Below are 13,950 nucleotides of genomic sequence, written 5' to 3' on the forward strand. Positions count from 1 at the left end.
CTTCGATCGATGCCGGCCGTCCCCAAAAGCGGAAGCGGGCCCCGTGCATCCTAGTGCACGGCCATCGACACGCCGCCCGCTGCACCGGGTACCGAAAAAAGCACGGCCCCGGCGCATTTCGCGGGTGTCAGTGGCCGCGGGTGACCCAGTCGTCGTAGTGGACGATTTCGTCGCCGATGGTGGTGGTGTCGCCGTGGCCGGTGTAGACGGTGGTGTCGGCGGGCAGGGTGCCCAGGCGGCCGGAGATGGAGTCCAAGATGGTGGGGAAGTCGGAGTAGGAGCGCCCGGTGGCGCCGGGTCCGCCGTGGAACAGGGTGTCTCCGGAGAACACCGCACCCAACTCGGGGGCGTACCAGCACACCGAGCCCGGGGAGTGTCCTGGGGTGTGCAGGGCGCGTAGTTCGATGCCGCCGGCGCGCAGGATGGCGCCGTCCTCGACGGTGCGGAATTCTTTGTCGGGGTGGGTCATCTGCCACAACATGTCATCGCCCGGGTGCAGCAGCACCGGGGCGTCGAGGGCGGCGCCGAGTTCGGGAGCCACGGTGATGTGGTCGTTGTGGCCGTGGGTGCAGATCACCGCGGCGACGTGGCGGCCCCCGACGGCCATCACGATCGGGGCGGCGTCGTGGGCGGCGTCGAACACGATCACCTCGTCGTCGTCGCCGACGATCCAGATGTTGTTGTCGACCTCCCAGGAGCCGCCGTCGAGGGCGAACACCCCGTGGGTGACGACCCGCTCGATATTGCTGCCGGTCACAGGATCACCACCGAGCGCAGGACCTCACCGGCGTGCATCTTGTGGAAAGCGTCCTCGATCCCGTCCAGGCCGATGCGTTCGGAGACGAACCGCTCCAACGGCAGCCGGCCCTGCCGGTAGAGGCTGATCAGGGTGGGGAAGTCGCGTTCGGGCAGACAATCGCCATACCACGACGATTTGAGGGAGCCGCCGCGGGAGAAGAAATCCACCAACGGCATCTGCAACTGCATGTCGGGGGTGGGGACACCGACCAGCACGACGGTGCCGGCCAGATCGCGCGCGTAGAACGCCTGGGTCCAGGTTTCCGGACGCCCGACCGCGTCGATGACCACATCGGCGCCGAACCCGCCGGTCAGGTCCTGGATGGTTTCCACCACGTCGAGATCGCGCGCGTTGATGGTGTGGGTGGCGCCGAAGTCGCGCGCCCACTGCAGTTTCCGGTTATCGGTGTCCACGGCGATGATCGTCTTGGCCCCCACCAGCGCCGCGCCGGCGATCGCGGCGTCACCGACCCCACCACACCCGATCACCGCCACGGTGTCATCCCGCGTGACCGCACCGGTGTTGATCGCCGCCCCGATACCGGCCATCACCCCACACCCCAACAGCCCCGCCACCGCCGGATCGGCCTCGGCATCGACCTTGGTGCACTGCCCTTCATGGACCAGGGTTTTGTCGGCGAACGCCCCGATCCCCAACGCCGGGGTCAGTTCGGTGCCGTCGGTCAACGTCATCGTCTGGGTGGCGTTGTGGGTGTCGAAACACAGATGCGGCCGGCCCCGTTTACACGCCCGGCACTGCCCACACACCGCCCGCCAGTTCAGGACCACGAAATCCCCCGGCGCCACATTCGTCACCCCGGCACCCACCGACTCCACCGTGCCCGCAGCCTCATGACCCAACAGGAACGGATACTCGTCATTGATCCCACCCTCGCGGTAGGTCAGATCCGTATGACACACCCCACACGCAATGACATCGACCACCACCTCACCCGGCCCCGGATCCGGAATCACCACATCCACCACTTCCACCGGCTGACCCTTCGACCGGGAAATCACGCCCTTGACGGTTTGCATGTGACTGATGTGCCTTTCTTCGACGGAAATGAACTGAAGTGATATGCGATGCGCGTCAGCGCATCTCGCCGGCTCCGACATACGGGAACGGCGTCTTGAGTGGATCGTTCTCCGCGAAGCGCGAAAGGCGGAAATCGCTTTCCGGGATTCGCGGATCAGAGCTCTTGCCGTCGACAAGGAGGTCGGCGACCAGGCGACCGACCGACGGCGCGATCTTGAATCCGTGGCCGGAGAAGCCCGCCGCGACGACGAGACCGTCGATGGGTGTCCGTGAAATGACCGGATTCCAGTCGGGTGTCACGTCATAGCACCCGGCGTAACTGCTCACGATCCGCGCGTCGTGGAACAAGGGGAAACGGGTGCCGACCTTGTCCACGGTGAGCTCGATGAAGGCGTCATCGGCGCGGTTGAGGTAATAGTCGGGGTCAGCCGTCTCGAGCTGCTGGAAATCACTGTTCCCGAAGAGGATTTCGCCGCGCACGTCGGGGCGGACGTACTGCAGCGACACCAGGTCGGAGAAGACCGGCACTGCCCCGAGATCCATACCAGGGTCGATCATCACGATCTGTTCCCGATGAACCTCGATGGGGATGTCGATGCCGTATCGCGCCATGAACGGCCGCGTCCAGACACCGGTCGCCACGAGGACCTGCTGCGCGGCGATCGTCGCACCGTCGGCGAGTTGCACCCCAGTCACGCGATCGCCGTCGGCCGACGTCAAAAGGCCCGTCACAGGGGCACTCTGGCGCACCCGGATGCCGCCTCGACGTGCGGACGCCGCGAAAGCCTGCGCGGTCAGGTACGCATCGCCGTAACCGCCGCGCGCCTCCCAGGCGAACGCCGCGAACGGCTCCAGATCGGCAGTGGGCCAGAGTTCGGCGACCTCGTCCGCGCCGATCTCCTCGGTCTGCACGCCGACCGCTCGCTGCGCCGCGAGGCTGGCGCGCATGCTCCCGACATTGGGGGCACCGACACCGACCACGTAACCGGTCTGCCGGAAGCCGATGTCGGTACCGAAAACGTCCTCGGCCTGTTCGAAGACCTCGACGGACGAGGCCGCCATCGCAGCCAGCGAACTCACGCCGTAATGGCACCGGACGACGCCGGAGGATTTCCCGGTCATCCCCGATCCGATCGTGTCCTTGTCCAGGACAACGACATCGGTGACACCACGCTCGGCCAGTGCCCAAGCGGCGGCGGCGCCTTCGAGGCCACCGCCGATGATCACGATTTCCGCTGTCTCCGCGTTCATCTCGGACTCCTCTCAGAAGGCCGTCAGATAGTGGTCCAGCTCCCACGCCGAGATCTCGGCGTGGCACGCGAAGTACTCATCGCGTTTGAGCTGGGCGAAGTACTCCGAGACCTTCTGCTGCTCCGGCCCCGCGTCCTTGAGCATCGCGGCGTTCAGAACCGCGGCGATCACCGGATCGCCGTCCAGGGCGTCGATGGCATCCACCAGGGTTCGCGGCAGCGCCGCAATATGGCTCGGGCAGGTTCCCAGCTCGCCAGGGTCCAGGCTCCGCAGTACGCCATCGAGGCCGGCGCCCAGGGCTGCCGCGGCGGCCAGATACGGATTGGCTGACCCGTCGCCGCCCCGGAGTTCGATGCGCTGATCGTCCGGTACGCGGATGTAGTGGGTGCGGTCGTTGCCTCCATAGGTCGGCAGGCGCGGCGCCCAGGACGCGCCAGAACTCGTCGCCACCGCTCCGGTGCGCTTGTAGGAGTTGACCGTCGGCGCGAGCACCGCCTGCAGGGCGCATGCGTGTTCGAGGATGCCGGCGAGGAAACTGTAGGCGGTCGGTGACAGCCCGAGACCGCGGGGGTCCGCGGCCTCGCCGGCAGGAAACACCGGAGCGCCGCCGGAAGTCAGCGACATGTGCAGGTGCAGACCGGATCCCGTGCGGTCGGCGAACGGCTTCGGCATGAACGTCGCGATCATGTCTCGTTCGGCGGCCAGCATCGAGATCAGATAGCGCAGGGTGACCACCCGGTCCGCCGTCGTCAGCGCATCGGAGTACTCGAAGTTCTGCTCGAACTGGCCGTTGCCGTCTTCGTGGTCGTTGGCGTAGTTACCCCAACCGAGGCGATTCATGGCCGAGGACACCGCCGTCAGGTGCTCGTACATCCGCGTCAGACCGCGGGCGTCGTAGCACGGCTGCGCGGCCCGATCCTCCGCGTCCGCAGTGCGCAGCGCGCCGTCGGCGTCCTTCTTGAGCAGGAAGTACTCCACTTCGGCACCCACCCACACCTCGAAGCCGGCGTCCGCCGACCGGGCGAGCATCGCTTTGAGGATGTTGCGCGGGGCGAACGGCCACGGCTTGCCCAGCACATACGGGTCGCAGTGCACGACCGCCAAACCGTCCTTGATGAAGGGGACAGGCGTGAAGGACGCGACGTCGGGCATCGCGACCAGGTCGGGGTCCTTCGGCTCCTGCCCCATCGCACCGACGGCGTAGCCCGCGAACCCCGCCCCCTCGTTCATCAACTGTGTGATGGACTCGACCGGCACCAGTTTGGCGCAGGGCTTCCCCCGCAGGTCGACGAACAGGGCCAACACGAATTTCGTCCCGGCGGCGTGGCAAAGCTCCGCTAGGTCCTGGGTGTCTGTCATGGGCGGCTCCGTCGGGGCGGTGGTTTTGTTTACTATCACGAAACTACGGCCACTTATGGTAGACCGTCTCACGTTTCGTGAATGTTTCGTCAAGATGTCCCAATGTGACGTCTCGGCGGAAACGCCTGTGGGTCAACGCGACCCACCAAACGCAGCGGGGTGTAGCTCTAGGTCGGCACTGTTACCGTCCCAGATGATCGCCGCCGAACAGCGCGTCGGCCCATTTCGCGCCACCGCCGGCTCACGACATCCCTGGAGGCCTGATGGACCTGACCACCCTGCAACACGATGTCGACGACAACGTGCTCGTCGTGACGCTCAACCGTCCGGACCAGCTGAACGCGTTCACCGTCGCCATGGCCGAGGAGCTGGAATGGACCTTCCAACACGTCAACGACCGAGACGACATCCGCGCGGTGATCGTGACCGGCGCCGGTCGCGCCTTCTGTGCCGGTATGGATCTCGCAGCGACCGGCAACGCGTTCGGTCTCGACGAGACCCAACAGCCCACGCTCGCCGACATGGACGACCTGTCCGACCCGGCGTTGAGCCGGGTCCGTGACACCGGTGGGCGGGTCACGTTGGCCATCCACGCCTGCCGCAAGCCGGTGATCGCCGCCATCAACGGCCCCGCGGTCGGTATCGGCGCGACCATGACGCTGGCGATGGATGCGCGCCTCATCGCCGACCGCGGCCGGCTCGGCTTCGTATTCGGCAAGCTCGGCATCACCCCGGAGGCGGCCTCGACGTGGTTCCTGCCCAGGATCGTCGGTCTGGATGCCGCGTTGGACCTCGTGTACTCCGCAGACATCCTCGACGCCGAAGCCGCCCACCGCATCGGCCTCGTCCGCTCCGTGCACAGCGCCGACGAGTTGCTGGCCGCCGCCCGCTCACTGGCCGATCGCTGGACGAAGGGCCGCTCCCCCGTCGCCGTCGCGCTGGCACGCCAGATGATGTACCGCAACGTGACGCTGGATCATCCGGTCGACGCTCACCGGGTGGACTCGCTGGCGATGTTCTACACGAGCATCGGCGACGGGGCCGAGGGAGTTGCGGCGTTCCGGGAGAAGCGGAATCCGGACTTCACCGCGCGCGCCTCGGCCGATATGCCGCCGTTCTACGACGAGTGGATCAGCGGGCCTTGACCTCCCGCCGAGTGTGCGAATCGATACGCCCGCCACGGCGGTTCGGGTATGAAACCGCACACTCGCCGCCCGGCATGTGACCGGAAGACACCCAGCGCACGAAAAAGCCCCCGGGACGCCAAGTCCCGGGGGCTTTCTCGTACTGACTAGCGGTAGTCGCTGTACCCGTAGTCGTCCAGCGGCACCGCAGGACCGGATGCCTGGCCGAAGTCGGGGCTGTAGTACTGATCCTCGTAGGAGGGGATCGTGTACGCCGCGGCCCGCGCCTCTTCGGTCGGCTGCACCTGGATGTTGCGGTAGCGGTTGATACCGGTACCTGCCGGGATCAGCTTGCCGATGATCACGTTCTCCTTCAGACCCAGCAGCTTGTCGCTGCGGCAGTTGATCGCCGCATCGGTCAGCACGCGCGTGGTCTCCTGGAACGACGCCGCCGACAGCCACGAATCGGTGGCCAGCGATGCCTTCGTGATACCCATCAGCACCGGACGTCCGGCCGCGGGCTCCATGCCCTCGGCCACCACCCGGCGGTTCGCCGACTCGAACTCGCTGCGCTCGGTCAACGAACCGGGCAGGAACTCCGTCGCACCGGAATCGATGATCGTGACGCGACGCAGCATCTGCCGGACGATGACCTCGATGTGCTTGTCGTGGATCGACACACCCTGCGCCCGGTAGACCTCCTGGACCTCATGGACCAGGTGGATCTGCACCTCACGCGGACCCTGCACACGCAGCACCTCGTGCGGATCGGCCGAACCCTCCATGAGCTGGTCGCCGACCTCGACGTGGTCGTTGTGCGACAGAACGCCCTCGGAGCCGTCCTCGTGCTTGATCACGCGCAGTCGCTGACGCTTGGAGAGCTTGTCGTAGACCACTTCCTCGCCACCGTCGTCGGGGACGATGGTGATCTTGTAGAAGCGCTCACCCTCCTCGAGCTGCACGCGGCCGGACACGTCGGCGATCGGTGCCTTGTTACGCGGCACACGAGCCTCGAACAGCTCCTGCACGCGGGGCAGACCACCGGTGATGTCCTCACCCACGCCACCCTGGTGGAAGGTGCGCATGGTCAGCTGCGTGCCGGGCTCGCCGATGGACTGCGCGGCCACGATGCCGACGGCCTCACCGATGTCGACCAGCTTGCCGGTCGCCATCGAGCGGCCGTAGCACATGGCACACACGCCGGTGGCCGACGCACAGGTCAGCACCGAACGCACCTTGACGTGGTCGATACCGGCCGCCAACAGCGCGTCGATGGCCGGGTCGCCCAGGTCGTGACCGCGCTGGATGACGACGTTGCCGTCGGCATCGACCGCGTCGGTGGCCAGGGTCCGCGCGAACGCGGAGGTCTCGACGTGCGGATCGCGGATCAGCGTGCCGTCCGCACCCCGCTCGGCCAGCGTGACGTTGATGCCACGCTCGGTCTCGCAGTCGTGCTCGCGGACGATGACGTCCTGGCTGACGTCGACCAGACGACGGGTCAGGTAACCCGAGTCCGCCGTACGAAGAGCGGTGTCCGCCAGGCCCTTACGGGCGCCGTGGGTGTTGATGAAGTACTCCAGCACCGTCAGGCCCTCGCGGAACGAGGACTTGATCGGACGCGGGATGAACTCACCCTTCGGGTTGGTCACCAGACCCTTCATGCCGGCCAGCGTTCTGGTCTGCGTGAAGTTACCCGTGGCGCCCGACTTCACGATCGTGATGATCGGGTTGTCCGACGGGTAGTGCTCCTCCAAGGCCTTACCGACCTCTTCGGTGGCGTCCTGCCAGATCTTGACCAGAGAGTCGTTGCGCTCCTTGTGGTTCAGGGCGCCACGCTGGTACTTGCGCTCGATCCCGTCGGCTTCCTTCTCGTACCGGTCGAGGATCTCCTGCTTCTGCGGCGGCACCAGCACGTCGGCCATCGACACGGTGACACCCGAACGGGTGGCCCAGTAGAAGCCGGCGTCCTTGAGCTTGTCGACGGTCTGCGCCACGACGATCATCGGGAAGCGCTCGGCCAGATCGTTGATGATCCGGGCCTGCACCTTCTTGTGCATCTGCTCGTTGATGAACGGATACGAGATCGGCAGCAGCTCGTTGAACAGCACGCGACCCAGCGTGGTCTCGGCCGTCCAGGCGAGGCCTGGCCTCCACCCGTTCTCGAACAGCTCGGCTTCCAGAGCGACCGGCGGCCGCTGCTGGGTCAGGCGCACCTTGATCTTCGCGCGGACCGACAGCGCGCCGCGGTCCATCGCCATGATGGCCTCGGACGGCGAGCTGTACACGCCGTGCTCCGCCTCGTCCTTGGTGGCGGGTCGGTGCTCGCCCTGGTCACCCTCGATCAGGGTGGTCAGGAAGTACAGCCCGGTCACCATGTCCAGACGCGGCATGGCCAGCGGCTTACCCGACGCGGGCGACAGGATGTTGTTCGAGGACAGCATCAGGATGCGGGCCTCGGCCTGCGCCTCCGCGCTCAGCGGAAGGTGCACGGCCATCTGGTCGCCGTCGAAGTCGGCGTTGAACGCCTCGCAGACCAGCGGGTGCAGCTGGATGGCCTTACCCTCCACCAGCTGCGGCTCGAAGGCCTGGATGCCCAGGCGGTGCAGCGTTGGTGCCCGGTTCAGCAGCACAGGGTGCTCGGAGATGACCTCTTCGAGGACGTCCCACACCTGGGGGCGCTGACGCTCCACCATGCGCTTGGCGCTCTTGATGTTCTGCGCGTGGTTCAGGTCGACCAGACGCTTCATCACGAACGGCTTGAACAGCTCGAGCGCCATCAGCTTCGGCAGACCGCACTGATGCAGCTTGAGCTGCGGGCCGACCACGATGACCGAACGGCCCGAGTAGTCGACGCGCTTGCCGAGCAGGTTCTGACGGAACCGGCCCTGCTTGCCCTTGAGCAGATCGGACAGCGACTTGAGCGGACGGTTGCCGGGCCCGGTGACGGGCCGGCCGCGACGGCCGTTGTCGAACAGCGCGTCCACCGACTCCTGGAGCATGCGCTTCTCGTTGTTGACGATGATCTCGGGCGCGCCGAGGTCGATCAGTCGCTTCAACCGGTTGTTGCGGTTGATCACGCGGCGGTACAGATCGTTCAGGTCGGAGGTCGCGAAGCGGCCGCCGTCGAGCTGAACCATCGGACGCAGCTCCGGCGGGATCACCGGAACGGCGTCGAGCACCATGCCCATCGGCGAGTTCCGATTCGTCTGGAACGCCGCGACGACCTTGAGTCGCTTGAGCGCACGCAGCTTCTTCTGACCCTTGCCGCTGCGGATCGTCTCGCGCAGGTTCTCGGCCTCGGCGTCGATGTCGAAGGTCTCGATGAGCTTCTTGATCGACTCCGCGCCCATGGCGCCGTTGAAGTACTCGCCGTAGCGGTCGACGAGCTCGCGGTAGAGCACCTCGTCGACGATGAGCTGCTTGGGAGCCAGCTTGGTGAAGGTGGTCCAGATCTCGTCGAGCCGGTCCAGCTCACGCTGGGCCCGGTCGCGGAGCTGACGCATCTCCCGCTCGCCGCCGTCGCGCACCTTGCGGCGCACATCGCTCTTGGCGCCTTCGGCCTCGAGCTCGGCCAGGTCGGCTTCGAGCTTCTGGGCCCGGGCCTCCAGGTCGGCGTCGCGCTGATCCTCGACGGCCTTCTTCTCGACGACCATCTCGGCCTCGAGCGTGGAGAGCTCGTTGTGGCGCATCTCGTCGTTCACGGCGGTGATGACGTAAGCCGCGAAGTAGATGATCTTCTCGAGATCCTTCGGGGCCAGGTCGAGCAGGTAACCCAAGCGCGACGGGACACCCTTGAAGTACCAGATGTGCGTGACGGGTGCGGCCAGCTCGATGTGGCCCATCCGCTCACGACGCACCTTGGCACGGGTCACCTCGACGCCGCAGCGCTCACAGATGATGCCCTTGAAGCGGACGCGCTTGTACTTGCCGCAGTAGCACTCCCAGTCGCGAGTCGGTCCGAAGATCTTCTCGCAGAACAGGCCATCCTTCTCCGGCTTGAGCGTGCGGTAGTTGATGGTCTCCGGCTTCTTGACCTCGCCGTAGGACCACTGACGAATATCGTCGGCGGTGGCGAGCCCGATCCGGAGCTCATCGAAGAAGTTGACGTCTAGCACGTAACTTCCTTTCCCCTTGCGGGATTAGTAACTAATAACAACGACGCTTGGCGAACAAGCGCTCTATGCAAGGTCCTCGACGGACGCGGATTCGTTGCGCGACAGGTTGATTCCGAGGTTGGCAGCAGCGCGCTCCAAGTCCTCGTCGTCGCCGTCGCGCATCTCGATCGCCGCACCGTCGCTGGACAGCACCTCGACGTTCAGGCACAGCGACTGCAACTCCTTGAGCAGCACCTTGAACGACTCGGGGATGCCCGGCTCGGGGATGTTCTCGCCCTTGACGATGGCCTCGTACACCTTGACGCGCCCGACCGTGTCGTCGGACTTGATCGTCAACAGCTCCTGCAGCGTGTAGGCGGCGCCGTAGGCCTGCATGGCCCAGCACTCCATCTCGCCGAACCGCTGACCACCGAACTGCGCCTTACCGCCCAGCGGCTGCTGGGTGATCATCGAGTACGGGCCGGTGGAGCGGGCGTGGATCTTGTCGTCCACCAGGTGGTGCAACTTCAGGATGTACATGTAGCCGACCGTCACCGGGTACGGGAACGGTTCGCCACTGCGGCCGTCGAACAGCTGCGACTTGCCCTGCGCGTTGACCATGACGTCGCCGTCGCGGTTGGGCAGCGTGGAACCCAGCAGACCCTCCAGCTCGCCCTCGCGGGCACCGTCGAACACCGGGGTGGCGACGATGCTGTCCGGCTCGGACGTCAGCAGGTTCTCCGGCAGGTTCGCGGCCCACTCGGGAGTGCCCTCGGCGACGTTGATGTTCCAACCCGCCTTGGCCACCCAGCCCAGGTGCGTCTCAAGGATCTGGCCGATGTTCATCCGTCGCGGCACACCGTGCGTGTTCAGGATGATGTCGACCGGCGTGCCGTCCGGCATGAACGGCATGTCCTCGATCGGCAGGATCTTGCCGATGACGCCCTTGTTGCCGTGGCGTCCGGCGAGCTTGTCGCCGTCGGAGATCTTGCGTTTCTGGGCCACGTAGACGCGGACCAGCTCGTTGACGCCGGCGGGCAGCTCGTCGTCATCCTCGCGAGAGAACACGCGGATGCCGATGACCTTGCCGGACTCACCGTGGGGCACCTTGAGCGACGTGTCGCGGACCTCGCGCGCCTTCTCACCGAAGATCGCGCGGAGCAGCCGCTCCTCCGGGGTCAGCTCGGTTTCACCCTTCGGGGTGACCTTGCCGACCAGGATGTCGCCGTCGCGGACCTCGGCGCCGATGCGGACGATGCCGCGCTCGTCGAGATCAGCCAGCACCTCGTCGGAGACGTTCGGGATGTCCCGGGTGATCTCCTCGGCGCCCAGCTTGGTGTCGCGGGCATCGATCTCGTGCTCTTCGATGTGAATCGAGGTGAGCACGTCCTCCTCAACCAGACGGTTGGAGAGGATGATCGCGTCCTCGTAGTTGTGGCCCTCCCACGGCATGATCGCCACGAGCAGGTTCTTGCCCAGGGCCATCTCACCGTTCTGGGTGCAGGGGCCGTCGGCGATGACCTGACCCGCCTCGACACGCTGTCCGGCGTCGACGATCGGACGCTGGTTGGCGCAGGTGCCGTGGTTGGAGCGGGCGAACTTGCGCATCCGGTAGGTGTGCCGGGTGCCGTCGTCGGCCATCACGGTGATGTAGTCGGCCGAGACCTCTTCGACCACGCCCGCCTTGTCGGTGACGACGACGTCGCCGGCGTCGATCGCGGCGCGCAGCTCCATCCCGGTGCCGACCAGCGGGGCCTCACTACGCACCAGCGGAACGGCCTGGCGCTGCATGTTGGCACCCATGAGGGCACGGTTGGCGTCGTCGTGCTCGAGGAACGGGATCATCGCCGTCGCGACCGACACCATCTGGCGCGGCGAGACGTCCATGTAATCCACGTCGTTCGGGACCACGTTCTCGACCTCGCCACCCTTACGGCGGACCATCACCCGTTCTTCGGTGAAGCGGCCGTCGTCGTCGATCGGCGAGTTGGCCTGCGCCACGACGTGGCGGTCCTCCTCGTCGGCGGTGAGGTAGTCGATCTGGTCGGTGACGATGCCGTCGGTCACCTTGCGGTACGGCGTCTCGATGAAGCCGAACGGGTTGACCCGCGCGTACACCGACAGCGAACCGATCAGGCCGATGTTCGGGCCCTCAGGGGTCTCGATCGGGCACATGCGGCCGTAGTGGCTGGAGTGCACGTCGCGGACCTCGAGGCCGGCGCGCTCACGGGACAGACCGCCGGGGCCCAGCGCCGAGAGACGACGCTTGTGGGTCAGACCCGACAGCGGGTTGTTCTGGTCCATGAACTGCGACAGCTGGCTGGTGCCGAAGAACTCCTTGATCGCCGCCACGACGGGACGGATGTTGATCAGGGTCTGCGGCGTGATCGCCTCGACGTCCTGGGTGGTCATCCGCTCACGCACGACACGTTCCATACGCGAGAGGCCGACGCGGATCTGGTTCTGGATCAGCTCGCCCACGGTGCGCAGACGACGGTTGCCGAAGTGGTCGATGTCGTCGACCTCGACGGGGACCTCGGTACCACCGGGCACCGTCATCATCGTGTCGCCCTGGTGCAGACGCACCAGGTACTCGATGGTGGCGACGACGTCCTCTTCGGTCAGCGTCGAGCTGGTGATCGGCTGGCCGACGTTGAGGCCCAGCTTCTTGTTCACCTTGTAGCGACCCACGCGAGCCAGGTCGTAGCGCTTCTCCTTGAAGAACAGGTTCTCCAGCAGGGTCTGCGCCGACTCCTTGGTCGGCGGCTCGCCCGGGCGCAGCTTCCGGTAGATGTCGAGCAGCGCCTCGTCGGTGCCTGCGGTGTTGTCCTTCTCCAGCGTGCTCATCATGATCTCGCTGAAGCCGAACCGCTCGGTGATCTGCTCGTTGCTCCAGCCGAGGGCCTTGAGCAGCACGGTGACCGGCTGGCGGCGCTTGCGGTCGATGCGGACGCCGACGGTGTCGCGCTTGTCGACGTCGAACTCCAGCCACGCACCGCGGCCGGGGATCACCTTGACGCTGTGCAGCGTCTTCTCGGTGGACTTGTCGATGTTCTCGTCGAAGTACACACCCGGCGAGCGGACCAGCTGGCTCACCACGACACGCTCGGTGCCGTTGATGATGAAGGTGCCCTTCTCGGTCATCATCGGGAAGTCACCCATGAAGACCGTCTGGCTCTTGATCTCACCGGTGTTGTTGTTGATGAACTCGGCCGTGACGAACAGCGGGGCCGCGTACGTCATGTCCTTGTCTTTGCACTCGTCGACGGGCGCCTTGACTTCGTCGAAGCGCGGGTCGGAGAAGGACAGCGACATCGAGCCGGAGAAGTCCTCGATCGGCGAGAGCTCGGTGAGCACCTCTTCGAGGCCGCCGGTCGGGTTCACGTCACCGCGTGCGGTCGCCCGCTCGCGCCAGCTGTTGGCGCCGATCAGCCAGTCGAAAGACTCCGTCTGCACGTCGAGAAGCCCCGGAACCTCAAGCGGTTCACGGAGCTTGGCGAACGAAATGCGATTTGGTGCTCCGGGAACGGAGTTATTGGTGATAACTTTTGCTGACTTGCTCTGGCTCGAGACTGCCAAGATGCATCCTTCCAGCACCTCAAGCGACTGTGGGGGCCGGAATCCACCGGACCTTGCGCCGCGTATCTGCTTCGGTTCGGCTGGCTTGACAGCCTGTCCGGACTCCCGAAGTACGGCACACGCCTAGATCACTGAGCAGAGTTCGGGCTCAGGCTAGGACTACGGTGTCGGGTGCAGGTGAGGTGGGCAGGATGCAGCCAGCGCAACGTCCAACAGTACCGCACGTCCGCCTATTCCTCAATCAGCACCCTCAATTGCCCACAACTGCCGTATGACACGACCTGTCAGGCGCTGGCTGGCGTCCTCAATCCGTGCATACATGCTGCCCAACAGATTGGCCCGTCAACCGCCTTCCGTCAAGAGATAACGCGGTGTTTGGTGTGGACTTCTCCGCCAAGATCAGTCGATCCCCAGGCTCGGGTTGCCGCTGAACTGATTCAGGAGGGCGGTCCCGTGGAGGTCTCGACCGTGATCACCTTGCCTTCGTAGCCCGACGGGCTCCGGCGTGGGATCGGTGCGGAACCCGTCGGTGATCCGAGAGGCTGGGCGGCCGCGCCGGACTTCGGCTCCCCGACCCGGTGCAGCAAACGCGGGCGCGGAACCTTTGGGCGCGGAAACCTTTGGGCGCAGCAGCCTCCCGCCGGACCACAATGCGAAATGCCCACCTAAGAGCGACAGTGTCGCTGACAGGCGGGCATTTCACCTA

Annotated in this window: 7 protein-coding genes; 1 reads left to right on the plus strand and 6 read right to left on the minus strand. The window is 65.8% G+C overall.

The genetic code is table 11. The annotated features are described in order from the left end of the window. Positions 1-127 precede the first annotated feature (127 nt). The 4 genes from I7X18_RS22870 to glnT are packed head-to-tail and all read right to left on the minus strand — an operon-like array spanning position 128 to position 4,447. Positions 128-757 (minus strand): MBL fold metallo-hydrolase, encoded by a 630-nt coding sequence (locus I7X18_RS22870; protein WP_193046262.1) that lies wholly within the window; start codon positions 755-757, stop codon positions 128-130. Then, positions 754-1,836, minus strand: a complete 1,083-nt coding sequence (locus tag I7X18_RS22875; RefSeq protein WP_193046263.1) for an S-(hydroxymethyl)mycothiol dehydrogenase — start codon at positions 1,834-1,836, stop codon at positions 754-756. Before I7X18_RS22875 ends, I7X18_RS22870 begins: the two co-directional genes overlap by 4 nt. Positions 1,837-1,891: 55 nt before the next feature. Beyond that, the gene (locus tag I7X18_RS22880; protein ID WP_193046264.1) at positions 1,892-3,088 is read right to left on the minus strand and encodes an NAD(P)/FAD-dependent oxidoreductase; all 1,197 of its coding nucleotides are present in this window, start codon (positions 3,086-3,088) and stop codon (positions 1,892-1,894) included. Positions 3,089-3,100: 12 nt separating this feature from the next. Further along, positions 3,101-4,447, minus strand: coding sequence for a type III glutamate--ammonia ligase (glnT, locus tag I7X18_RS22885; protein ID WP_193046265.1), 1,347 nt, complete (start codon positions 4,445-4,447; stop codon positions 3,101-3,103). 263 nt (positions 4,448-4,710) lie between these two features. Between glnT and I7X18_RS22890 the strand changes: the two genes are divergently transcribed. Next, entirely contained in the window at positions 4,711-5,592 is an 882-nt protein-coding gene (locus tag I7X18_RS22890; RefSeq protein WP_193046266.1) for a crotonase/enoyl-CoA hydratase family protein, read from the plus strand. A 146-nt stretch (positions 5,593-5,738) separates the two neighbouring features. On the opposite strand, the gene I7X18_RS22895 is transcribed toward I7X18_RS22890, so the two are convergent. Together I7X18_RS22895 and rpoB are read right to left on the minus strand one after the other, a co-directional pair. Next, the gene (locus I7X18_RS22895) at positions 5,739-9,686 is read right to left on the minus strand and encodes a DNA-directed RNA polymerase subunit beta' (protein WP_193046267.1); all 3,948 of its coding nucleotides are present in this window, start codon (positions 9,684-9,686) and stop codon (positions 5,739-5,741) included. Between the two features lie 63 nt (positions 9,687-9,749). After that, positions 9,750-13,262, minus strand: coding sequence for a DNA-directed RNA polymerase subunit beta (rpoB, locus tag I7X18_RS22900; RefSeq protein WP_193046268.1), 3,513 nt, complete (start codon positions 13,260-13,262; stop codon positions 9,750-9,752). Positions 13,263-13,950: the final 688 nt, after the last annotated feature.

Source organism: Mycolicibacterium baixiangningiae, assembly GCF_016313185.1.
Lineage (GTDB): Bacteria > Actinomycetota > Actinomycetes > Mycobacteriales > Mycobacteriaceae > Mycobacterium > Mycobacterium baixiangningiae.

Excerpts from the sequence above, each read along its gene's own strand:
- I7X18_RS22875 (WP_193046263.1), bottom strand. The coding sequence starts at position 1,836 with ATGCAAACCGTCAAGGGCGTGATTTCCCGGTCGAAGGGTCAGCCGGTG.
- I7X18_RS22880 (WP_193046264.1), bottom strand. The coding sequence starts at position 3,088 with ATGAACGCGGAGACAGCGGAAATCGTGATCATCGGCGGTGGCCTCGAA.
- glnT (WP_193046265.1), bottom strand. The coding sequence starts at position 4,447 with ATGACAGACACCCAGGACCTAGCGGAGCTTTGCCACGCCGCCGGGACG.
- I7X18_RS22890 (WP_193046266.1), top strand. The coding sequence starts at position 4,711 with ATGGACCTGACCACCCTGCAACACGATGTCGACGACAACGTGCTCGTC.